Here is a 22,436-nt window from a genome sequence, read left to right as displayed (position 1 = left end):
AGTCTGACACTCAACGAAGTTGACACCCAAACGCGATCGACAGCCCTTGTGGAAAACCGGGCTTTTCTTAAGCCTGACTGAAGACAGCGCGCGAAGATCTGCCCTAAAGGGCGCTGTCCGCGGGAGCACAGGCACCTAGCCTGACAGCACCGAAATCGGGGAGGGGAAAGTCATGACTCAGCTTGCGGAAGCCGGCTTCGACGAACTACGCACTGCCCTGGAGGGGACCGTACTCGGACCGGGCGAGGACGGGTACGACGACGCCCGGCGGCTGTGGAACGCCCAGCACGACCGGCGACCGGCGGTGATCGCCCAGGTGCAGACCGCCGAGGACGTCTCGGCCGCCGTGCTGTTCGGGGTGGCACAGGGACTGGAGATCGCCGTCCGCGGCGGCTCGCACAGCATGTCCGGTGCCTCATCGGTCGACGACGGCCTGATGATCGACCTGAGCAGGATGAACCAGGTCACGGTCGACCCGGAGGCTCGCCGGGCCCGGGTCGGCGGCGGCGCGCTGCTGCGTGATCTCGACGCCGCGACCCAGCCGCACGGGCTGGCCGTACCGGCCGGGATGATCAGCCACACCGGTGTCGGCGGGCTCACGCTCGGCGGCGGGATGGGCTGGCTGACCCGCCAGCACGGCCTCAGCATCGACAACCTGGAGTCGGTCCAGATCGTCACCGCGGACGGCAGCATCCTGCGCGCCGCCGAGGACGAGAACCCGGATCTGTTCTGGGCGGTCCGGGGCGGTGGCGGGAACTTCGGCGTGGTGACCGAGTTCGAGTTCCGGCTGCACGAGGCCGGGCCGATGGTGAACTACGGCCTGGCGTTCTGGGGTCTGGACCAGGGCGCCGACGTACTGCGGATGGCCCGGGACCTGATCCCGAGCCTGCCACCGACGTTCAGCGTGGTGCCCGCCTGCCTGAACGCGCCGCCGGCACCGTTCGTGCCGGAGCAGCACCATTTCCAGCCGGGCTACGGCCTCGTAGTGATCGGGTTCGGTTCGCCCGACGAGCACGCGGAGGTGCTGGAGCGGATCCGCACCACGCTGCCGCCGCTGTTCGAGTTCGCGACGCCGATGCCGTACGTCGCGCTGCAGCAGTCGCTGGACGAGGCGAACGACTGGGGCCACTACTGCTACGAGAAGGGCACCTACCTCGAGGACCTGACCGACGGCGCCATCGAGGTGATCACCGAGCACGTGCCGAAGAAGACCTCACCGTTGTCGGCCGTGCTGTTCTACCGGCTCGACCACGCCTACACGGCGGTCGCCGACGACACCACCGCGTTCGGCGGCGGGCGGACCGACCGGTACGCGGTGTTCGCGATCGCCCAGTGCCCGATGCCGGAGATGCAGGACGCCGAGCGCGAGTGGGTGCGGGGATTCTGGAACGCCCTGCAGCCGCACGCGATCAACATCGGCAGCTACATCAACGGGATGGCCGACTACGACGAGGACCGGCTGCGGGCGTCGTTCGGACCCAAGTACGACCGGTTGGCGGAGCTCAAGCGGAAGTACGACCCGGACAACGTGTTCCACCGCAATGCGAACATCAGACCTGCGTGAGTTCGCCGGGACTTCGGTACGTCTCGGCGTACCGAAGTCCCTCAGATCGAGGCGGCGCCGTCGATGACCAGGACCTGGCCGTTGATGTTGGTGTTGTCGAGCAGCAGCATCCGCACGACCGGTACGACGTCGTCCGGCTCGGTCAGGTGTCCGGTCGGCGTCCGGCGGACGATCTGGTCGAGCTGGGTCTGGCCGAGCACCGCGGACATCTCGGAGGCGAAGAACCCGGGCGCGACCGCGTTGGCCAGCACGCGGCCGCCGAGCTCGCGGGCCAGTGACCGGGTCGCCGCGTCCATCCCGCCCTTGGTGGCGGAGTAGGCGACCAGGCCCGGGTAGCCGCGCTGGGCGCAGATCGAGGTGACGTTGACGATCCGGCCCTTCAGGCCCTTCGCGAGCATGCGGCGCAGGACGAACCGGGTCAGGATCAGCGGTGACGTCAGGTTGGTCTGGATGATCTGCGCGAGCTGGTCGGCCGAGGTGTGGACGTGCAGCGAGTCCTGGCCGATCGCCGCGTTGTTGACCAGGCCGTCGATCGGGCCGAGGGTCGTTTCCACCGTGCGGACGAACGCCTGTCCGGCCTCGGCGTCGTTGACGTCGACGGAGCCGTAGTACAGGTGGTCCGGGTACTTCTCGCCGAGTGCGGTCAGCTCCGGTGTCACGGTCCGGGCGAACGCGGCGACCTTTACCCCGGCGGCGAGCAGATCGGCGACGATCGCCAGCCCGAGGCCGCGGGAACCACCCGACACCAGGACGACCGACGCGGGCGGGACCAGGTTGGATTCAGACGTCACTTTTGAGTGTCTCTTTCTGCGGGATCTCGTCGAGGAACCGGATCCGCCGCGGTACGCCGTAGTCCGGCAGCCGGCTCGAGCACCACTGGACCAGGTCGTCGTGGGTGATCGGGCCGAGCGCCCGGTTCGGCACAACCTCGGCGGCGACCATCCGGCCGACCAAAGGCGCCTTGCGCGCGTACACCCGCGCCCAGGAGACGCCCGGATGACCCATCAGCACGTTGCGGACGATACCGGCGGACACCTTCGACCCGCCGACGTTGATCTCGTCGGTGTCGATCCGGCCGGTGATCAGCACGCGGTCGTCGACGAACTCGACCCGGTCGCCGGTGTGCACCGCGCCGACCAGCCCGGCGCCGTGGTGCGGCGAACGGATCACCAACTCGTCGCCGTCCAGCGACAGCATCGGGCGGTCCGGATCGGGCTTGCGATCCAGCCACTCACGCGGGAATCCGGCCAGCCCGTCATGGACCACGATCGAGGCACCGACCTCGGACGACGCATAGATCCAGGAGATCCGGGCCTTCGGGAAGAGGTCCCGCAACTGATCGAGGATCGCCTGGTCCACGGGTTCACCACCGAGCGTGATCTGCTCCAGCGGTACGGCGGCCAACGCGTCGGCATCCCGGTAGATCGCCTGCCGCCAGAAGGTCGGCGTACCGGAGGCGGCGGTGACACCGTGCTCGGCGGCGATGGCCGGCCAGTCCTCCAGTTCGTCGGGCTCGATCACGACCAGGCCCTGGTCGGCGTGGGTCAGCGAGAGCGTGACGACCTGCCACCAGGCGTAGGTGCCTGGTGAGTACGGGAGCAGCCAGGTGCGCGGCGGCTGCTCGCCGGTGACCGTGGTGAGAGTCTCGAGGGTGTGGCCGATCCGCTTGGGCCGGCCGGTCGATCCCGACGTGAGCAGCCAGGCGCGACCGGATTCCTCGACCCGCTTGAGCTTTGCCGGCGTCACGTCGCCACCGGGCAGAACGATGGCGAAACCGGACTCGCCCAGCTCCTCGCGCATCCGATGGTCGACGCGGGACCTCGTCGCGACCAGGAGCTCGGTGCCGTGGACCGCATGGTGGCGGAGGGCCGCCAGTGCGTCCGCGCCGTTGTCTACCAGGACGGCAGCCGGTGAGGGCAACTGCGAAAGCTTGTGCAGGGTCCGCCAGGTCAGGCTCTTCCCGGCGACGACCACTGTGTTGTCGTCACCGATGAGAGCGGTGGTCCGGCGCGGCGCGGTCACGCCGACTGGAGTTGCTCGATGAAGTCCAGCACATCGCCGACAGTGGCGATCCGGCGCAGCCCGGGGGCATCGAAGTTCAGCTCGTCACCCAGCTCGTCCTCCACCCGGAGGGCCAGCTCGGAGAAGTCCAGCGACCGAAACCCGATCTCTCGCAGATCGGCGGTGTCGTCGCCCGGCAAGTTCCTTCCCTGCGCCGTCATCACCTCGCCCATCAACTCCCTGACCCTGCCACGCGCTATCGAACTCATGAGGCCAAAGCCTAGCTTGTGCGCCGACTGGCTCACGGGGGTTCCGGTGGCGGGGTCACGGCGCGACGTCGTACCAGGGATTTCAGTCGTTTGACCCGGCTCGAGATTTCCCAGCCGATCAGGGCGATCAGCGGTGCCGCGGCCGCGATGGCGGCGAGCACGATCTCCTCGACCGGCAGCCCGGCGATGTGGAGGGCGATCATAGGACCTCCCGTCTGACTTGGGAGATTACCGAGTGTAAGAGGGATCTTCCAGGCAGTAAACGGCTCGCCGCCTGCGAGTGCGACTCTCGCGACTCATAGACTTCACCGGTGATCACACCAGGCCGTCGGGCTCAGCGCATGTCCGCCGGCCGGGGTAAGCGCGCGGCTCGGGTTCGCGGCGCACGGGTGGCGGCGTTGGTGAGTCTGCCGGTGCTGCCGCTGGCGTGGTTCGTCGGGTTGCAGGAACAGCCGCCCTGGATGCCGGGCGCGTATCTCGGATACCTGCTGGTCGTCATCGTCGTACCGGGCACGATGTTCTGGCGGCGGCTCACCGGCGGCACCGGCTGGTTCACCACCGACGTCGTCCTGGGTACGGCGTTCGGACTCGCTGTCGAGGCGCTGTTCTATCCGATCGGGATGGTGTTCAGCATGCCGTTCGCGGCGCTGCTGATGCCGGCGCTCGCCTTCGGGATGTATCGCGCCTTGCCGCGCCGGAAGCTGCCCGAGCGGCCGACGCCGTGGTGGGCGACGGCCGGCGTGATGGTGGCGGTCGGTGTCGTGGCCGCGTGGTTCGTGCGGGTCGGGTCGCAGCTCATCCCACTGACCGGCCCGAGTGCATTGCGGCCGAACTCGGATGCACCGCACAGCCTCGCACTGGCCGCTGAGCTGACGCACCACTTCCCGCCGAGAGTCCCGTACGCCGATGGCAAGTGGGTCACCAGCCACTGGGCCGCGTACGACCACATCGCCTCGTCTCACTGGATCACGAGCATTCCACTCGACGTACTGACGTACCGGATGGTGCCGTTCGGTCTGCTCTTGCTGACCGTCCTGGGAGCCGCTGCGGTCGGCATGCAGCTCACCGGTCGGGCTGTGGCCGCGCCGATCGCCGCTGGACTCACCGTGGTCGCGGGCGACCTGGCTGCGTGGCCTTGGACCGTGTCGAACCGGCTGTTCACCGACACCCCGTTCGCGCTCGGCCAGTTGACCAATCCGACGCAGGCGTTCTCCACTGTGCTGCTGCTGCCGCTCATTGCGGTCACTACGTTGCTCCTGCGACGTAAGCCCGGTCAGACGCGCGCACAGCTGTTCGGACTGTTCGTCGCTGCCGGAGTGCTCATCGCGGCGCTCGCACTCACGAAGGCGACCACACTGCCTGTGTACGCCGCTGGGCTCGCCTCAGCGTGGATCTACCTCACTGTCCGGGCCGGTCGGCTCAACTTGCGTGCGCTGGTCCTTGGGGTGGGCGTTGCGGCTGCCTATGCGCTGACGTTCTTCCTGGTGCTGGGTGGCGCCCAGTCCGGTGTGATGTTCGACCCGGGTGCGACGTTCGAGTACATGGCAGACCAGATGGGTGGCGGCTCTGCGGTCGCTGTGATCGCCGCGGTGGTGGCGATCGGCTGGCTGATGCCTGCTGTCGGCGCGCTGTTGATCCGGCGGCGCCTGCCACGGGATCCGATGCCGGTCTTCCTCGTCTTCGGATTCCTGGCCGCTCTGACGGCCTCGTCCTTGTTGTACGACGACGGGCAGGCCCAGCTCTTCTTCGTCCGCACAGGCTTCATCTACGGCGTTCTGCTGGCCACCTGGGGTCTCGGGTCGCTCGAGCGTCGTCAGTACTACGTGGCGGCGATCGCACTGCTCATCGGTGCTGCCGCGATCTACTGGGGTCGCTACCGGTCGCCCGACTCTTGCACCAGCGCTGAGTGCTTCGCGCAGCCTCTGGCGGTGGCTCTGGTCATCGCAGTACTCGGTATCGGCGTCTTCGGGCTCGTGCTGCGCGGCTCACGTCGTACCTGGGCTGTCATCGCCGTGGCCGTCCTCCTGGGTATGACGGTCTCGTCGACGGCGGTGTCGTTGCGTGAGTTCGCCAAGCCGTCGTTGACGGAGTACGCGTCGATCGCGCCCGGTGGGATCGAGGCGGCGCGGTTCATCCGGCGGAACTCGGGGTCGGGCGACCTGATCGCCACCAACCTGCACTGCCACCGCGCCCGCGCCTCACACTGCCTGACTGGTTCGTACTGGATCGCCGGGTACGCCGAACGGCGCGTCCTCGTGCAGGGCTGGGCGTACAAGACCAGAGTCGACGACGCCTACCCGCACGGCGTGCAGAGCAGCTACTGGGACGAGGAGACGCTCCGGCTCAACGACGAAGCCTTCACCAAGCCGACACGCGACGTACTGGAGACCCTGCGGAATCGGTACGGCGTGCAGTGGCTGCTGCTCGACGAACGCGTCAGTGCGCCGCCGAAGAACCTGGACCGGCTCACCGAGCTCCGCTTCCAGTACGGCACCGTCCGGGTCTACCAGGTCTACGCACGGCCGCCGGCCAACCCGTTCCCGTCGCCGACGCCGACAACCTCACCGTCGCAGACGCCGGGCTTCCCAACGGGTTCGCCCACCCAGACGCCGTCACCTGGTCAGACCCTCCCGGCGGGCAACACCACCACGCAGAGCTTCACACCGAGCCTGCCGCCGCCGACGTTCCCCACCGGCACCCTCCCGACGCAGATCACCACTACGCCGGGATTCCCGAGCCCCTGACCGTCAGCGCAGGGACACCGCAGGGATCGGCACGCTCTGGTTGGACAGTCGGTCCAGGGCGGTCACTGTGTAGAGGTACGCCTTGCCCGGTGTTGCTGTCGTGTCCAGGTAGGACTCGGTCGACCGGATCGTGGCAATCAGGTTGCGGGCGTCGTTGTCGGGGCAGTGGTCGCCACCGGTGAGCTCACGACGGTAGACGGCGTACGACGTGGTGTCGGACGACGTACGGCGCCACTCGAGCTGTACACCGTCCGTGGTGCGAGAGGCGCGGACAGCGTGGACCGGGAGAGGTGCACGCGAGTCCAGCGACGGCATGGTCGGGATGAGCGCCGGCCGGGTGTACCAGGTGTTGTTGAGCAGTGTGGTCGCGCCGAGGCGGTCGGCACGGACGTCCTTGGCGGAGAAGTAGATGTTGCCCTTCACCTCAGGAATCGTGCTGTCGAACGCCAGGTGGTCGCTCAGCTCGGCCGGGTCCATCCAGTCCGGCGACTGGGTCGACGTACCGACCTTGTACGTCGCCTCACCGATGTAGAGGTGCACGTCGGTGCCACGCACCTGGTCGGCCCACCACGGGACGATCTTGTTGTAGTTGGCCGGAGCGAACCCACCGGCCCAGTAGACCTGCGGGACGATGTAGTCGATCCACTCCTCGCGCACCCACTTCCGGGTGTCCGCGGCCAGGTCGTCGTACGTCTGCACGCCGGCGGTGGTGTCGGAACCCTCCGGGTCCGTTGCCTTGTTGCGCCAGACCGCGAACGGCGAGATGCCGAACTTCACCCACGGCTTGGCCGCCTTGATCCGGTCTCCGAGCTCCTGGATCAGCAGGTCGATGTTGTTCCGCCGCCAGTCGGCCAGGGTCGGGAAGCCGGCGCCGTACTCGGCGTAGGTGGCCGCGTCGTCGAAGACCTGGCCGGCCACCGGGTACGGGTAGAAGTAGTCGTCGAAGTGCACGCCGTCGATGTCGTAGTTCGACACCGCGTCCATGATCGCGTCCTCGACCAGCTTGCGGGCCGCCGGGATACCGGGGTTGTAGTAGAGCTTCCCGCCGTACGTGACGACCCAGTCCGGGTGCTGTCGCGCGGGGTGCTCGGGGACGAGGGCGTTGATGTCCGTGCCCATCGAGAGCCGGTACGGGTTGAACCAGGCGTGCAGCTCGAGGTTGCGCTTGTGCGCCTCGGCGACGGCGAACGCAAGCGGGTCGTAGCCGGGGTTGCCGCCCTGCGTGCCGGTCAGGTACTGCGACCAGGGCTCGACCTTGGACGGCCAGAACGCGTCGGCGGTCGGGCGCACCTGGAGGATCACGGCGTTGTGGCGCTGACGGACCGCGTCGTCGAGCCAGCCTCTCAGCTCGGCCTGCTGCTGCGCCGCGGTCAGACCGGTCTTGGACGGCCAGTCGATGTTGACGACCGACGCCACCCAGCTCGCGCGGAACTGCCGGAGCGGTGTCGACGCATCGGGCGCGCAGCTCGCGTCACCCCCAGGCGCCGGCGCGGCCGACGCCGTACCGGACAGGCCAGTCAGCAGCAGACCTGCCGTCACTCCGAGAACGCCCATCACTCGCCAGACTCTCATGTCACTCTCCGACCATACGCAGCGGTGAACTCGAAAGATGTTTACACATCGAGCCGCTGTAGAGAAGACGCTAGGTTGGGTACATGCTGCGCAGAGCCACGGAACACGATGTCGACACGATCCGGCGGTTGCGTAACCAGCAGGCCAATCGCGACGTCAGCATCACGTCCCACGAGATCACTGCGGACGAGCACGCCGCGTGGTGGGCGAAGACGTCGGCCGACCCGACCCGCCGGGTGCTGATCTACGAGCGCGCCGGTACGACCGCCGGTGTGGTGAACTTCTTCGACATCGAAGGATCCACCGCCGCCTGGGGGTTCTTCCTCGACGCCGACGGCCTGGCCGAGCGGGGTGAGACCTTGCCGGCCTGGATCGAGGTGATGCGCGATGCGTCGTCGTACGCGTTCGACGACCTCGGCCTCGAGGTGCTCACCGGCGAGGTGCTGGAGCACAATACGGTGGTGCGTCAGATGAACCGGCGGTTCCGCTTCACCGAGGGGACGCCGGAGATCCGGTACGCCGACGGACGCGAGGTCACCGTGATTCCGATCAGCCTGCGCAAGCAGGACCGACGACACCAGAGGACGTCATGAACACCACCATCGAGATCGGCGGAGTGCCGGTCGGGCCGGACCATCAGCCGTTCGTGATCGCGGAGATGTCGGGGAACCACAACGGCGATCTCGAGCGGGCGAAGGACATTGTCCGGGCGGTGGCGGAGTCGGGCGCTCAGGCGCTGAAGCTGCAGACGTACACCGCGGACACGATGACGCTCGACGTCGACCTGCCCGCGTTCCGGCTGCCGTCGGAGCACGAGCTGTGGAGTGACGCGCGGCTGTACGACCTCTACGACGAGGCACACACACCGTGGGCGTGGCACGAGCCGATCTTCGACCTGGCGACGTCGCTGGGCCTGGTGGCGTTCTCGTCGGCCTTCGACAAGACCGCGATCGACTTCCTGGAGAAGCTGAACGTCCCGGCGTACAAGGTTGCCTCGAACGAGATCGGCGACCTGCCGCTGGTCCGCGGGATGGCGGAGACCGGCAAGCCGATCATCATCTCCACCGGCTCGGCGACGCTGACCGACATCGACGCCGCGGTCCGCGCGGCCCGCTCCACCGGCAACGAGCAGATCATCGTCCTGTCGTGCACGGCGAGCTACCCGGCACCGCCCGAGCAGTCCAACCTCCGCGCGATCCCGGTGCTCCGCGACGCCCTCGGTGTACAGGTCGGACTCTCCGACCACACGATGGGCATCGGCGCCGCCATCGCCGCCGTCGCGCTCGGCGCCACCGTCATCGAGAAGCACGTCACCCTCAAGCGCGTGGACGGCGGCGTCGACTCCGCCTTCTCCCTGGAGCCGGGCGAGCTGGAGTCGCTCGTCGAGGGCACCCGGGTCGCCCAGCTCGCCCTCGGCCAACCGATCATCGGACCCAAACAAGCCGAGCAGAACGTCCTCCGGTTCCGCCGGTCGCTCTACGTCACCCGGGACGTCAAGGCCGGCGAGAAGGTTGCCATCGACAACGTTCGCTCCGTGCGACCGGCCGGCGGCCTGCCGCCGGACGCCTTCGGCTCGGTCGAGGGCCGTGAGTTCCGCGTCGACGCACCGGAGGGCACCCCGCTCACCTGGGACATCCTCTGAGCATTCAGGCCGTGCCCACCCTGTTCTTCAGCCGGCGCTTCACCTTGCCGGCGAACTTGCGCGGATGACGGATCTGCGCGACCTTGCGAACCAGCTCCACCGCGGCGTACGCGCGCGACGTCCGCAGCCTGGCGCGTTCGGCGTTCACCCTCTGTACCTGGCCGCGCAACTCGCGGATCCGGGTCTCCCGGATCTTCAGTGCCTTGTCCCGGAAGGCGAGCGTACGCTCCAGGCCGAAGATCTGGCCCTTCAGCTCGTAGACCTCGTGCGCGGCCCGCTCGGCGTCGGCGAGCGCCGTCCGGACGTCCGGCGGCTGCGACGCGTCGGCCGGGATGCCCACCGCGGCGGCCAGCGCGCCGGCCAACTCCTTGCCGCGGGCAACGTACTCGACGGAGGCCGACGGCGTGTCCGGGCCGGTGTCCGGGCCGACCGGTTCGATACCGGACATCGCCACCCACGCGGCGACCAGGTCGTCGCCGACCATCCACGGTGGCCACGGGTGCCTGCGGTGGCCGCCGATCAGCCGATCGTGGAACCGCGACCACGCGGCGGCCAGCCGGTCCTTGTCGGTCTCCTCGGCGGCGGTCGTCCAGGCGGAGATCCCGAACCCGAAGCTTTCGCCGTCGACGACCACGTCGTCCCAGCGCAGCAGTACCCGCGAACCGGTCTGTGACCGGACCCAGTCACCGAGCCGTCCGGCCAGGTCGCGGAAGCCCGGGACGTCCTCGGCGGCGGCCAGCCGAATCAGCTGGGTCTCTACGGTGACCCCGCCCGGCACAGTGGCCGGCACCAGGGACGCTTCGAAGATCACGCCGGCCGTTTCCGTACCACCACCGTTGATGCTGACGGACCAACCGTCGCCTTCGGGATCGGCGGTCAGCAGGGCTTCCTGCCCCGGCGTCTGCGCGTACACGGCGTGCTGCGGCGCCGCGCCCGCCACCACGATCCACCCACCCGCGGTCGACGCCAGCAGCCCGGCGCGTGCGGCCGCCTCCGCACCCTCGGCCACCGGCGCGAGCTGCGGTACGACGGCGGCTGACGCCTCGAGCGCCTCGACCGCGATCCGCGCAGGCAGCTGGCCCTGGCGAGCGGCCGCGGCGACGTCGGCCGCGATCAGTGCCAGCGGGGTCTCCCCCACAGAGAAGGCCGCGTACGCCGCGACGTCCGTGCCCAGGCCAACCCGCCCGAGCGATTCGGCGAGTTGCGCGACGGAGACCGGCCGGGACGGGTCGTCGTGCAGCGGACGCCATTCGTCGTCACCGTGCCGCTGATCGGCAGGGCGACGGTCGAGCAGGTTCGTCAGCGAGAACTCGTTCTCGAGACCCAGCACCAGCGCGCCCCGCGGCGACATCACCGCGGCCAGCGCATCCAGCCGCTGCTGCCAGTTCAGGTCGTCGCTGTCGTAGCCCAGCACCCGGTCGAGCCCGTCGGCCGCCACGATCACGTCGTACGGCGTTGCAGCGGCGGCGGTCAGGCCGTCGAGCGCGCCCGCAATCACCTGGAGCCGGTCACCGAACTTCTCGCTCAGCTCATCCGCGTCGGACACTGAGCGGACCAGCAGCGTCGTCGGCCCGGACTTGGCCAGCACGGCCTCGATCAGGTCGGCGCCGTGCGGGCCGAGGACGAGCGTGCGTGCGCCGTCGAGCAGCACGTCAGACAGCAGCGTGCGCAGAACCAGCCCGCCGACGGCCTCTCGCTGACCGGAGTAGTCGCTCCACGGCTGCATCTCGCCGCGGACCACTTCGATGGCCAACTGGTTGTCAGACACGCACTCTCCAATCGAACAGCATCCGCATCTCTTCGGGCGGCATCATCCACGGCACCCCGAGCTCCAGGTCGGTGGTCGCCCGGGCGGCCTCCACGTCGAGTTCCTTGCCGAGCATCTCCGGCCACAGCCGCGCTATCCGGCTGTCACCGCCGAACAGCGGGTTCTCGCCCTCCATCGCCATCGGGTCGCCGTACACGGCCGCGTCGCAGCCGGCCGCGATGCCGTAGAAGATCGCGGTGGACAGCCGGTTCGCGGCCACCCGCTTGTGCTTGCGTAGCTCGGCCAGCTGCTTGTAGAGGAACTTCGGATCGGTGCCCTCGTAGGAGAAGCCGCGGCGGCCGAACGAGACCACCCGGAAGCCGGCGTCCTCGTACGACGTGCGGATCTCCGGCCGCTCGTACTCGGTGTAGTACAGGCTGAAGGTGACCGGACCGGTCTCCGTCTCGCGGATCTCGTCGATCAGCCGCTTGTGGTCGCCCTGGATCTTGCCGCCCTCCCAGCCGTGGAAGAGGAACCACAGGGTGCCCTCGCGCTTGTCCTCCGGCACCACACCCAGCTCGGGCTCCAGGTCCAGGAGATAGCGGAACGGCGCACCGATGCTGTGGTAGTTCCGCCGGCCGAGCGCGTGGCCGCGGCGGCGCGGGGCGTCGCTCCAGGTGAACCGCCAGGCGCCGTCGTAGAACTCGTGCACCGGGTTCCAGCCGTCGCCGATGTTCCAGCCGTGCTGGAGGTAGCCGCGCAGCCGCGGTGGGCACTCGTCGTCCAGACCGGCATACCGGGCGAGGATGTGTGCCTGGCCGTAGTAGTGGTTGTGGTGGTGCATCAGCGAACCTCGAGGTGAAGGGTTCCGGAGTGCGGACGCAGCGCCGCGGTGTGGCCGTCCTGCCCCGCATCGATCGGCAGCCGGCTGGACAGGAACGGCTCGCACTGCACGGCGCGCGCCGACCCGTCCGGCCCGGCCGCGAACAGGATCCAGTCCGCCAGGCTCGCCAGCGGATCGGTCGCGTTGGCGACCGCGCTCTCCGGAATCAGCTCGGACAGCGTCACCGCGGCGGTCCAGCGGCCGTCCTGCTCGGTCCGCCGGCACTGCACGTCGAGATGGTCGTCGGAGTCGTCCAGATAGCGCCGCCAATGGAACTCGTAGCCGTCGCCGCCCAGCGCCGGGCCGCTGATGCGCAGCTCCTTACCGTTGCCGATAGCAACGATCTCGGCGTCCTCGGCGGGTAGTCGCAGCGGCGCCTCGTGCAGGTTCACGTAGCCGCCCGTGGACCGGGTCAGCGTGACCAACCGGTCCTGGTCGAAGTGGTGCATCGCCCGCGGACCGGCGGTCCACAACAGCAGCCGCTCCTCGCCGTCGACACCGATCAGCCGGAAGGCCCGCGTGGTGCGCTGGCTGAACGGGTCGTCGGGATTGGTGTCCTCGATGATCGACCGGATCGGGATCCGCACCGAGAAATCCCGGCCGTCGCCGCTCAGCGCGACCGGCAGAACGGTGTCCCGATCGGCCAGCGGGCGATTGATCCGCAGCTTCGGCTCCTTGAGCTCGGCCGGCACTCGGCCCAGCAGCACCAACGCTCCGCCGGTGAACTCGGCGGCGGTGAGCCGGCAGGAGTCGACCATCCTGCGCAGCACGAACGCCCCGTCGGCACCCTGACCGGGCTGCACCCAGCTCGTCGCGTCGATCCACGCCCCCGGCGGCCAGGCGGGACTGCCGGGCTGCTGGCCGCGGAGCTTGTCGTGCCGGCGCAGCCGGCCGGACCGCATCCGGACCACGAACTGCGCCGGCGCCGCGGTCTCCTTCAGCGTCGCCAGCAGCGCCTTGTCGATCCGTACCTCGAATCCGGCAAGGGCTGGGTCGCCGTGGGTGTCGATCGCCTCGAACCGGCGGACCGCAAGCTGCGTCTCCGCACCGGCGACGACCAGCGCGATCCGCAAGCTGGACGACGCCTTGGTCTCCAGGTGCCGGATCTCCGCGGTGCCTTTGACCGACAACGAGCCGTCCTCGAGCCAGGCGACGTGCTGGACACTGGTGGCCAGCGACAGCTCCTTCGTCGGCAGCCGGTACAGCTCCTTCGGCACCGAGCTGCGCTGGTCGTGCACACCGGGGTAGCTCTGCTCGAGGAGCCAGGGACGGCCACGCCGGGGCAGCGCGCGGGATCCCCCGCGCAGGCCGCCGTCGTTGCGGAACCGGGCCAGCCGGCGGAGCAGGTCGACGTCGCCCGCCGCGAGCGCGGAATGCTGGATCCGGTCGTAGCCGTGCGCGCGGACCAGCTCGGAGTCGTCCAGCCGGTCCATCATCCGCCGGGCGAGCTTGAGCAGGTTCTCCTCGTCCTCCGGTGGCGCCGCACCGAACGCCATCATCAGCGTCAGCATGTCGATCTGGGTGAAGTGCGCGTGCACGCGGCGACGCACCTCGCGCGGGATCTGCGGCCCCTCGACCAGGTCCATCACCATCTCGGCGGAGCGGAACCTGTCCTCGAGGTTGCCGAGCTGGAACTTCTGCTGGGTGATCGACTCGCCAGACTCACGTTCGCGCCAGTAGTAGACCGGCACGGCCAGCGCGTCGACGGTCAGGGCGTCCAGGTGCGCCTTCAGCGTCACCGGGTAGTCCTCGTACCGGATCGCCGGGAACTGGTAGCCGTACTCGTCCCAGAACGACCGCCGGTACACCTTGTTCCAGACCATCCGGTCCAGGATCAGGTCGACAGTTTCGGTCACATGGGTGGCGATCCGGTTCTGCGCGAACGGCAGCCGATGGATCCACGACGGCCGGACGCCGGAGCTGTTGTTGAACCGCCGCGCGTTCCCGCCGGCGAAGGAGGACCCGGTTTCGTCGAGGGTGCGAATCAGCTTCTCGAAGCCGTGCCGGGTGACCAGGTCGTCGCTGTCGACGAAGGTGAGGTACTCGCCCTGCGCGTGCCGTACGCCGGTGTTGCGGGCCGGCCCGAGCCCCTGGTTCTCCTGCTCGATCATCCGGAACCGGCTGTCCCTGGCGCAGAACTCCTGAGCGATCGTGGCGCTGTGGTCGGGTGACCCGTCGTCGACCAGGATCGCCTCGAAATCGGTCCAGGTCTGGCGGGCGATCGAGTCCAGACAGTCGCCGATGTACTCACCGACGTTGTAGAAGGGCACCACCACGCTCAGTCGCGGCGTCACTCCGGTAAGTCTCCCCTCACTGCGGCTTACGCGATGTGCCCGAAGCACTCTACGAAGCGGCAACGAGGTGAACCGTCAGAAGTTATGGCTGGGCTCGAATCCGTAGCGGGCCCAGACCCGCCAGGAGCTGCGGTGACTCCGATCTGGCCTTCAAGCAGGCACGCACCGCCGGACGCGACGATCTACGAAATCAGCTGAAACAACGCGTCGGCGACCCGGGACCGGCCTTGGCCGTCGACCAGCTTCCACCCGGCGGCAGCCACCCGGACCCGTTCCACGGGGTCCAGCAGCAGCCGGCGGAGTACCGCGGCCGCGGGCGCCGGGTCCATCTTGAGATCGGACAGTACGCCGACGCCGATCGCGGCGCCGGTGGCGACCGCTCGTTCGTAACCCATCACCTGGTTGTCGACAACGCAGACCAGGCCCGCGGTGGCCCCGAGGCACAACAGCTCCCATGTCGACGTCCCCGAGGCGCTGAGCACGAGGTCCGATGCCACCACGGCCTTGGCCAGCTCGGACGTCGGCCCGATCACCTCGACATGCTGGCCTGGTGCCAGGGCCACCGCGCGGATCGCGTCGGCGAGGTCGTCACCCGGCGCGACCACGAGCCCCTCGAACGGAACGCCGCTCACGGCGAGCGCGCGGACGACGTGCGGGCCGGCGCCGAACGCGTCGGTCCCGCCGAAGAATGCGAACACCTTGGGAACCCCGTGCTCGCGGGGCTGTGGCGGCGCGGGGGCGCGGCACTGGAGAATCTCGTTGCGCAGCAGGACGTAGTCGAGGCCGGCGAGCCGGGTGGAGGCCACCGGCAGAAGCGGGCGGTCCAGCTCTGCTCCCAGGTTCTGGTCGACGAGGACGTCGGCCTCGGCGCCGCGCAGGTCGCCGTCGACGATCGCGAGCGTCGGCAGACCGGACTTGCGGACGGCGGTGAACACCTCCGCGTCCAGGTCGTAGGAGTCGAACACCACCGCGTCGAGTCGCAACCGCGCGAAGAGGTCGAGGTGCTCCTGTGGCGACCGGACAGCCGCCTCGACCGGGATCTCCCGGCTCCGGATCTGCTCGTCCGCCCACGGCACCGTGTGGCTGTCGCAGACGAAGACGAGCTCCGCCCCGCGCCCGCCCAGTTCCTCCGCCAGCGCCAGACTCCGCATCACATGCCCGATCCCCCGCTGGGGGCCTACATCACACCTGACGCCGATCCGCACAGTCACGCCCCGACCGTATCGGGTCCGCCAGGGGCGCCGTGCACGTGGCCTTCGTGGGCAATGGTCCGGTCAGGAAAGCACACGGACGTCGTCGAGATCCACCAGACCGGCGTCCTCGACGACGATCGGGCGGCGTCCCTCGCGGGGCGGGCGGCCGTTGACCAAGAGTGGCAGTGTCCGGACCGTCACGTCGCGCAGGACGAGGTCGGTGTACGCACGAGTGGTGACGGTGCCGTCGACCTCGCTCCGGCCCCAGCCCGCGACCCGGATGGCGTAGAGGTCGCCGCACCAGCCGATGTCACAGCCGCTGATCGACAGGCGGTGGTTGATGCCCGAGCCGGCACCCTTCTCGTGGTACCGGTCGGTGTTGTCCCCGGGCAGCAACCGGAATCCGATCTCGACCCGCTCGCACTGCAGGTCTCGCACCTCGACATCGTGCACGGAGCTGAGACAGAACGCCTCGAAGGCGTCGTGCACCCGCAGGCCTTCCACCTGAAAGTGGTGAGGGTGCAGCGAGTGTCCGCTGATCTCGTTCACGGCCGCGCCGACGGCACCCCAGTGCGCCATGAAGGCGGTGCCACCCCCGTGCACCTCGAGGTTCGCGAATCGCGCGTCCCGGACGGCCCCGATCAGCGTGATGCTGTTCGCCGCACACCGGCCGGCCCGCCGGATCACCACCCGTTCCACGGTGATCCGTTCGATCCACTCCGGCTTTTCGGTGTAGAAGTACCGGCCGATCGTGATGGCGGTCCAATCCGCCCCGTCGTGCGGACCAGGCGAGGCGTCCGGGAGCTCGAGGGTCAGGTCTGTGACCCAAACGTCCGATCCGAGGACGTGGATCAACGGCGATTCCTCGGCCTCCGCCCGCCACAACGTCGTACCGGATCCGCACACGCACCAGGAATCGGTGAGCACCAGCCCCCCGGTGATCGGGTAGGACCCTGTCGGCAGGACCACGCGACCGGGTTCGGAGTCGCTCAGCAGGCCTCGGAGCAGCGCACCGTTCTCATCCCCGTCACCAGTGAGTCGCGGCCGGTACTCGGCAACCATCAGGACTCGGTCTCAACGAGTTCCCAGCACACTGTTTTGTCGTCGACGCCTGGCACCCCTCGCAGGCTCGACGGGTCGATCGACAGCCGGACCAGCGCCGGGACGGTCAGCGGACCATCGGTGACGATCTCGATCTCCGCTCCCACACGTGCCAGCACCTGCACGCCGGGCGTCGCACCACCTCCGATCCCGGCCAGCTCCACCTGCACGAGGTTCCGGCTGACCAGGTCGAACATCACATCTGTGAGGGGGTTGCGCGCTGAGACCCGCGGAGCCAAGAACGAAGTGCTCACCCAGGACATGGAGCGAGCGGACATCGACCGCTTGGCGGCTCGAAGAAACCTGCGCTCGAGACCTGCCGCCCGCCTGCGCACTCTGCGCGCCACCGGAACGGCGGCCACCGGGACGACCCAGCGGGCGGCACGCTTGGCCCTGCGTTTGATCCTTTGCTTGGTGTCGCGCGATGTGCTCGGCCGGCTTTCGATCGGCTCGCCTACCGGGTCGACGAACGGCGCGAACTTGGTCCGGGGCCCCGGCAGCACCGGTTCCACCAGAGTCGCGCGAGCGATCCAGCGCCGTGGCTCGTCGCGGTCGCCCGGATTGGCCACGAAGTACCCCGCGCCGAGCGTCAGCCTGCCGTCCCCAGGGTCGGCCGGCAGGGTGCCGGTGGAGACCAGGCCGACCTCGCGATCGCCCTCCACCTCGGCGAACTCGATCACGTCCATCATGATGCCGACCGAACCGGCCGGCACGGCGGGTGCCCACGCCGGCCGGCCCGTGTCGATGCTGACCATCTCGAAGACGAACAGTCCTTCCGCGGTCAACTCCTCCGGCCGCAGGTCGAAGCAGACGACCCCGGTCGCCGCTCTGCGGAAATCCACTGCCGGCCGGATCATCAGCGCGGCGCCGCGGGTCTTGCCCTGCGCACGTACCAGGAGCAGCCGAGGCGCACCGGCACCACGGATCGGACCCGGCGTCGTGACGCGTTGTTCCCACCAGTCCAGCGACATGCTGTCGAAGCGGAAGTGCGCGGTGACCCGGACCGGACGGCCGGTCGGTCGGACCTTGACGCCGAGCAGTGCCGGCGAGGCGATGAAACGGCCGATCACGGCATTGCCGCGAACCATCTGGTCGACGGTGGTCAGCTCAGCGGCCGCCCCCGAGCGGAGTTCGCCGGGCAGCGTCAGCGGCTCGATCACCGGATCGAATGCGGTCTGGAATCGCGGCGTGGTGAAGGTTCTGGTCACAGCTCGCTCACTCCACCCAGCGCCAAGGCGAACTCCTCGGGCGGCATCGTCATGTCGATACGGGTCAGGAAGGGATCCTTACGGGCCCACATCCGGCGAACTGCGGTGAAGGCCGGGTCGGCGTCTGTCTCGACATGCCGCATCGACACACTGACGGCGCGCAGCAACTGCTGGGTCCGGCCCATCTCCCAGGGCTGTACCAGTTGGGTCGAGACATCCGCTCCGCTGCGGTAGAACCACGCCCAGAGCCGGGCGCGCTCGATCTGCTCCTCGGTGATCAGGGGGCGCCCGGCCAGCAGGCTCTCGATCGAGTCGTCCAGCCGCTTCCAGTAGTCGCCGGCGTCTTCAGCCACGATCGTGAACCCGCACTGGCTCCACTCCGACCAGCCCGCCTGGATCGCAGGGATGCCGAATGCGGGCAGCTCGTTGCTGATGCTGCCGCGGACCGTGACGCCGAGATCGACCAGGCTCCACATCACGTTCTTGCTCAGCTCGAGGCTGGGCAGGAAGACCGGCGGCGAGCCGGCGTGGCGCGCCTTCAGGCTGTCGAAGAATCCGGTCGAGTCGTACAGGTCCTGGTTCGGGTGGTCGATAAACAACCAGTTCACGTCGTCACGGTTGGTCGCGTAGTTCGCCGTCGCCTCGTACCAGGCAGCGAGGTCGTCGAAGATCTCGACGTTCGTCCGGGGCGCGTCGGAGATCGCGTGGTTGAACACCGCGACCACCGGCTTGTCCGGATCGAAGCCGAACCTCGTCAGGGCGTGCTCGCGCAGTGACAGCCGATCCTCGGGGGTTTGCAACTCGATCGCCGCCATCGCGCCACCACGCCACCATGCCGGCCTCCCCCAGTTGCCCTTCACCCGCCAGGCGGTCAGCTCGGCGCTGGACCGCAACCGGTCCCGGTTCGACCAGACGTACTGCTCGAAGAACTCCCCGATCTGATGAGTGAGCTCGGCCCGGAAGGTCGCCGCACCGCGCCGCTTCTCGGGGAAGAGCGCATACGCCTTGAAGGTGCCCGTGCTCTGGACGTGCACCGTCGGTACGTTGAACCGGGTGGCCGTCTCGACCGCCAGCCCCCAATGGTTGTAGTCGACGTGGCTGGTCACCAGGGCGACCGGGTCGAGGCCGGTGAAGAGGGCATCGTAGATGTTCGAGAACTGCTCGCTCCGCCGCCGGACCTCGGCGTACTTCGCACCGGCGCGAATCTCGTCGGTCACCCGCGCAACCTTGAGCACCCGGCAGAGCGTCGCGCGGACGATCTCGTCCAGTACGGCCGGCTCGATGCCCGACCCGGCCACCGGCAGGTCCTTCCCGGCAACGTGCAGATCGCCAGGCTCGCGATCAGCGATCCGGCTGTCCACCAGTTCGTGGATGTCGATCACGTCGACCGCGCCGTACGCGCGCGAGATCGCCGACAGCACCTCGGAGTCGAAGAACGTCCAGAGGATCTCGTTCCAGTCGTCGTCCGCGCCGGTGAAGACAACCAGCTTGGCCGGGATGAACCGCCGCAGGGCGTTCGCTATCGTGAGGTTACGCAACGTGACGCGGATGTCCTGGCTCATCGCTTCGACCAGGATCACACGCTCGCCACTGGGAAGCAGGTTCCGTCGCCAGAACTCGAGGGCCGTCGTGCAGAACTGCGGAAACTCCGCAGTGTCCGTCAGGCTTTTCTGAACTTCGATCGGGGCCGTCACCACAGAGTTATACCAACTTTCGGGGTAGCGGTCTGTCGGCGGGTGATCGACTCGATCTTCACGGCCGGGCGATTTCGTCGATCCGCACCTGGGATTCCTGGTGGCGGAGCCCTCCGGCACTCGGACCGACCCTACTGGGTTCCGGTTGCCTGGGAGGCACCCGTGCTGAAATAGGCCGGTGATCACCGCACAGTCAGGCGCGACGGCGATCCCCCCACTGGGACCACCCGTTGTCACGCGTCCTGGCTCGCCCGGTCCGGCGATCGTCGGCCGGCTTGTTCCCTGGTTGTTTCCGGTGGTGGCCGGCATCGGCGGGCTGCTTGTGATCGACGTGCCCTTGGCGGCCGTGCTCACCTACTCCGTCTATTTCGGCTGCTGCGTCGTTCTACCCGGCGTACTGCTGCTGCGGGCCGCGTGGCGAAGTAACGGAAACTGGGCCGAGGACGTCGGCTTGGGCGCAGTGGTCGGGATGGCCTACCAATTGCTGGGCTGGGCGATCTTCACGGCTCTGGGGCTGCAGTCCTGGCTGGTCGTCTGGCCGTTGCTCGTCCTGGCCGTCTTCGCGGTGCTGCCTCGGCTGCGGCAGTGCTGGCGGATCGCGGCGCCGGCTCCGCTGCCGGTGGCGTGGTCCTGGGGCCTGGCGATCTGCGCGACCCTGCTGGTCGCCCTCGTCACCTTCACCTCACTGTCCGACCACAAGCCGCCACCGGACGGTACGTCCTACTACCAGGACCTGCTGTTTCACCTGTCGATGGTGAACGAGCTGATGCGGTCGGTGCCGCCGCAACTTCCGCAGGTGGCCGGTGAGCCGCTGGACTACCACTGGTTCGCCAACGCCGACATGGCCGGCGCGGCGGACATAACTCGGCTCTCGCCCGCCTTGGTGTACTTCCGGCTCTGGCTGCTGCCGCAGGCAATTGTCGTGCTGCTCGTGTGCGCGTCCCTGGCCCGGCAGGTCAGCAAGGTGTGGTGGACCGGAGTGCTGGCCGCGCTGATCGTCCTGCCGACCAGATCCGCAAGTCTGCTCAGCCCTTCCATGACCTTCAGCCTCGTCACCGGAACCGCGGCGGCGATCTTCCTCGTCGACGCCCTGTTCCGTGGCAGAGGCGGCCGAGGCGCCTGGGTGCTCGCTGCAGCGCTGGCGGTCATCGCCGGTGGATCGAAACCGTCGACCTTGCCCCTCCTGATCGGCGGCGTCGGACTGGCCGCGCTGTTCGTCCTGATCCGGGACCGGAAGCTGCCGTGGCGTTCGATCAGCGCGGGCCTGATCCTGATGCTCGTGATGCTCGGCACCTTGCGCTTTGTCGCCGGCAGCACCAGCGGATCAGGATTCCAGTTCTTGGCCATCGCCAGGTTCCGGGCGGACTACCGCGGGATCACCGGCGACCTGTCGTTGCCGGGCACCGGCGGCTGGCTGCTGCCGTCACTGACCTCGGGCGACTCGACTGCGATCGCCGGGGTCGCGGTCATGCTCGGACTGATCCTGGTGTCGTCCGCCGGACTGCTCACCGGTTTCGGCCTGGTTCTGGTTCGGTCGACCACGCGCGATCCGGTCGCCTGGCTGCTGGTCGGAGCCCTCACCGGTGCCTGGGCCGGCATGCTGCTGGTCAATCACCCCTCGGGGGGTCAGCAGTACTTTCTCCGCAGCGTCGTGCCGTTCGGAGCCGCCGCTGCGGCTTGGCTGGTGGCGGTCGCCTTCGAAGGCCGCTGCCGTCGGACCATGGTGCTGGTCAGCGTGTCCGCACTGGTGCTGGGCGTTGTGTTCTACGAGGTCACGCAACCAGCAGCGCTCCGGTCCGGAGCTTCCAGAGAGGCTCAGGTCGAGGCGCTCGCACGGCTACTGCTGGTGACCGCCGTACTGACGGCGCTGCTGGTCTCCGGCTGGCTGCTGACGAGGCGCCGCTGGGTGGGACTTCGCGGGCTCGGCCTCGCCGTGCTCGTCCTCGTGGTGACAGCGCTGTCTCTCGTAGACCTGGCCAGGTCCTCGTACGTCGCCCTCCGGACGGACGGCGAATACCGTGCGGCGAGCGGACTGGTCCATCCGGATGAGCAGGCGGCCGCGCTATGGCTCGAGGCGCACTCCGCGCCGTCGGACGTGGTGGTCACCGGCAGTTGGTGCCTGTCAGCCGGTCCCCGGACGCCTGGTTGCGATGCGCGGGGGTATCTCGTCAGCGGGATGGCGGGGCGCCGAACCGTGATGGAGGGCTGGGCCTACACCCAGCAGGCTTTGGCCACCAACGGTGCCGACGGCAAGATGTACCGGGACCAGCCGTCGCCGTGGCCGGACCGCGTCCAGCTCTCCCTCCAGGTCCTGACGGCGCCGACCGCAGAGGTGCTGGAGCAGGTCCGCCGGCAGTACGGCGCACGCTGGATCTACGCTGACCGGCGAGACGGACCGGTGTCCGCGAAGCTGGACGAGCTGGCGGTGCTGCGCTACCAGGACGGCGAGGTCAAGATCTACGAACTCGGTGCCCGCTGACGGCCACGCGGCGGTCGACACGTTCAACTAAATGCTCAAGCATTG

Annotated in this window: 17 protein-coding genes; 5 read left to right on the top strand and 12 right to left on the bottom strand. The window is 68.7% G+C overall.

The features are described 5' to 3' along the window. Positions 1-172 precede the first annotated feature (172 nt). Positions 173-1,564: an FAD-binding oxidoreductase gene (locus EV652_RS37370; protein ID WP_132214448.1), complete on the top strand. Its 1,392-nt coding sequence runs from the start codon at positions 173-175 to the stop codon at positions 1,562-1,564. A 41-nt stretch (positions 1,565-1,605) separates the two neighbouring features. Here the strand turns inward: EV652_RS37370 and EV652_RS37365 are convergent, their stop codons facing one another. The 4 genes from EV652_RS37365 to EV652_RS44305 are packed head-to-tail and all read right to left on the bottom strand — an operon-like array spanning position 1,606 to position 4,037. Next, the gene (locus tag EV652_RS37365) at positions 1,606-2,355 is read right to left on the bottom strand and encodes an SDR family NAD(P)-dependent oxidoreductase (RefSeq protein ID WP_199238619.1); all 750 of its coding nucleotides are present in this window, start codon (positions 2,353-2,355) and stop codon (positions 1,606-1,608) included. Continuing rightward, positions 2,345-3,586, bottom strand: coding sequence for an AMP-binding protein (locus EV652_RS37360; RefSeq protein ID WP_132214446.1), 1,242 nt, complete (start codon positions 3,584-3,586; stop codon positions 2,345-2,347). Before EV652_RS37360 ends, EV652_RS37365 begins: the two co-directional genes overlap by 11 nt. Continuing rightward, entirely contained in the window at positions 3,583-3,834 is a 252-nt protein-coding gene (locus tag EV652_RS37355; protein WP_132214444.1) for a phosphopantetheine-binding protein, read from the bottom strand. Before EV652_RS37355 ends, EV652_RS37360 begins: the two co-directional genes overlap by 4 nt. A gap of 32 nt (positions 3,835-3,866) precedes the next feature. Then, complete coding sequence (locus EV652_RS44305) at positions 3,867-4,037, bottom strand: hypothetical protein (protein WP_158441436.1); 171 nt, start codon at positions 4,035-4,037, stop codon at positions 3,867-3,869. Between the two features lie 108 nt (positions 4,038-4,145). Between EV652_RS44305 and EV652_RS37350 the strand changes: the two genes are divergently transcribed. Next, on the top strand, positions 4,146-6,578 hold the full coding sequence (locus EV652_RS37350) for a hypothetical protein (protein ID WP_199238618.1): 2,433 nt from the start codon (positions 4,146-4,148) through the stop codon (positions 6,576-6,578). Positions 6,579-6,581: 3 nt separating this feature from the next. On the opposite strand, the gene EV652_RS37345 is transcribed toward EV652_RS37350, so the two are convergent. Next, a complete protein-coding gene (locus EV652_RS37345) occupies positions 6,582-8,150 on the bottom strand; it encodes a glycoside hydrolase family 10-like protein (RefSeq protein WP_132214442.1) in 1,569 nt (522 codons plus the stop codon). 83 nt (positions 8,151-8,233) lie between these two features. Between EV652_RS37345 and EV652_RS37340 the strand changes: the two genes are divergently transcribed. Together EV652_RS37340 and pseI are read left to right on the top strand one after the other, a co-directional pair. After that, complete coding sequence (locus EV652_RS37340) at positions 8,234-8,743, top strand: GNAT family N-acetyltransferase (protein WP_132214440.1); 510 nt, start codon at positions 8,234-8,236, stop codon at positions 8,741-8,743. Further along, entirely contained in the window at positions 8,740-9,792 is a 1,053-nt protein-coding gene (pseI, locus tag EV652_RS37335) for a pseudaminic acid synthase (protein WP_132214438.1), read from the top strand. The genes EV652_RS37340 and pseI overlap by 4 nt, the downstream gene beginning before the upstream one ends. Before the next feature lie 4 nt (positions 9,793-9,796). On the opposite strand, the gene EV652_RS37330 is transcribed toward pseI, so the two are convergent. The 7 genes from EV652_RS37330 to EV652_RS37300 all read right to left on the bottom strand — a co-directional run bounded on the left by EV652_RS37330 (position 9,797) and on the right by EV652_RS37300 (position 19,912). Further along, positions 9,797-11,560: a hypothetical protein gene (locus tag EV652_RS37330; RefSeq protein WP_132214436.1), complete on the bottom strand. Its 1,764-nt coding sequence runs from the start codon at positions 11,558-11,560 to the stop codon at positions 9,797-9,799. Further along, positions 11,553-12,383: a hypothetical protein gene (locus EV652_RS37325; RefSeq protein WP_132214434.1), complete on the bottom strand. Its 831-nt coding sequence runs from the start codon at positions 12,381-12,383 to the stop codon at positions 11,553-11,555. The genes EV652_RS37330 and EV652_RS37325 overlap by 8 nt, the downstream gene beginning before the upstream one ends. Then, on the bottom strand, positions 12,383-14,716 hold the full coding sequence (locus EV652_RS37320; protein WP_158441434.1) for a glycosyltransferase family 2 protein: 2,334 nt from the start codon (positions 14,714-14,716) through the stop codon (positions 12,383-12,385). Before EV652_RS37320 ends, EV652_RS37325 begins: the two co-directional genes overlap by 1 nt. 182 nt (positions 14,717-14,898) lie before the next feature. After that, positions 14,899-15,927, bottom strand: a complete 1,029-nt coding sequence (locus EV652_RS37315) for a PseG/SpsG family protein (RefSeq protein ID WP_132214430.1) — start codon at positions 15,925-15,927, stop codon at positions 14,899-14,901. A 63-nt stretch (positions 15,928-15,990) separates the two neighbouring features. Continuing rightward, positions 15,991-16,971: a hypothetical protein gene (locus EV652_RS37310; protein ID WP_132214428.1), complete on the bottom strand. Its 981-nt coding sequence runs from the start codon at positions 16,969-16,971 to the stop codon at positions 15,991-15,993. After that, positions 16,971-18,218, bottom strand: a complete 1,248-nt coding sequence (locus EV652_RS37305) for a hypothetical protein (protein ID WP_132214426.1) — start codon at positions 18,216-18,218, stop codon at positions 16,971-16,973. The genes EV652_RS37310 and EV652_RS37305 overlap by 1 nt, the downstream gene beginning before the upstream one ends. Then, positions 18,215-19,912: a hypothetical protein gene (locus EV652_RS37300; RefSeq protein ID WP_242002239.1), complete on the bottom strand. Its 1,698-nt coding sequence runs from the start codon at positions 19,910-19,912 to the stop codon at positions 18,215-18,217. The genes EV652_RS37305 and EV652_RS37300 overlap by 4 nt, the downstream gene beginning before the upstream one ends. Before the next feature lie 178 nt (positions 19,913-20,090). Between EV652_RS37300 and EV652_RS37295 the strand changes: the two genes are divergently transcribed. Continuing rightward, positions 20,091-22,391 carry a hypothetical protein gene (locus tag EV652_RS37295; protein WP_242002238.1) on the top strand — a complete coding sequence of 767 codons (2,301 nt, stop codon included), beginning with the start codon at positions 20,091-20,093 and terminating at the stop codon, positions 22,389-22,391. Positions 22,392-22,436 lie beyond the last annotated feature (45 nt).

This window comes from Kribbella steppae (assembly GCF_004342025.1).
GTDB classification, from domain to species: Bacteria; Actinomycetota; Actinomycetes; order Propionibacteriales; family Kribbellaceae; genus Kribbella; species Kribbella steppae.
The sequence above is the reverse complement of the archived record's forward strand: the minus strand, read 5'-3'. Positions and strand labels throughout refer to the sequence as shown.

Excerpts from the sequence above, each read along its gene's own strand:
- EV652_RS37340 (WP_132214440.1), top strand. The coding sequence starts at position 8,234 with ATGCTGCGCAGAGCCACGGAACACGATGTCGACACGATCCGGCGGTTG.
- EV652_RS37370 (WP_132214448.1), top strand. The coding sequence starts at position 173 with ATGACTCAGCTTGCGGAAGCCGGCTTCGACGAACTACGCACTGCCCTG.
- pseI (WP_132214438.1), top strand. The coding sequence starts at position 8,740 with ATGAACACCACCATCGAGATCGGCGGAGTGCCGGTCGGGCCGGACCAT.
- EV652_RS37325 (WP_132214434.1), bottom strand. The coding sequence starts at position 12,383 with ATGCACCACCACAACCACTACTACGGCCAGGCACACATCCTCGCCCGG.
- EV652_RS37355 (WP_132214444.1), bottom strand. The coding sequence starts at position 3,834 with ATGAGTTCGATAGCGCGTGGCAGGGTCAGGGAGTTGATGGGCGAGGTG.
- EV652_RS37310 (WP_132214428.1), bottom strand. The coding sequence starts at position 16,971 with ATGGTTGCCGAGTACCGGCCGCGACTCACTGGTGACGGGGATGAGAAC.
- EV652_RS44305 (WP_158441436.1), bottom strand. The coding sequence starts at position 4,037 with ATGATCGCCCTCCACATCGCCGGGCTGCCGGTCGAGGAGATCGTGCTC.
- EV652_RS37345 (WP_132214442.1), bottom strand. The coding sequence starts at position 8,150 with ATGAGAGTCTGGCGAGTGATGGGCGTTCTCGGAGTGACGGCAGGTCTG.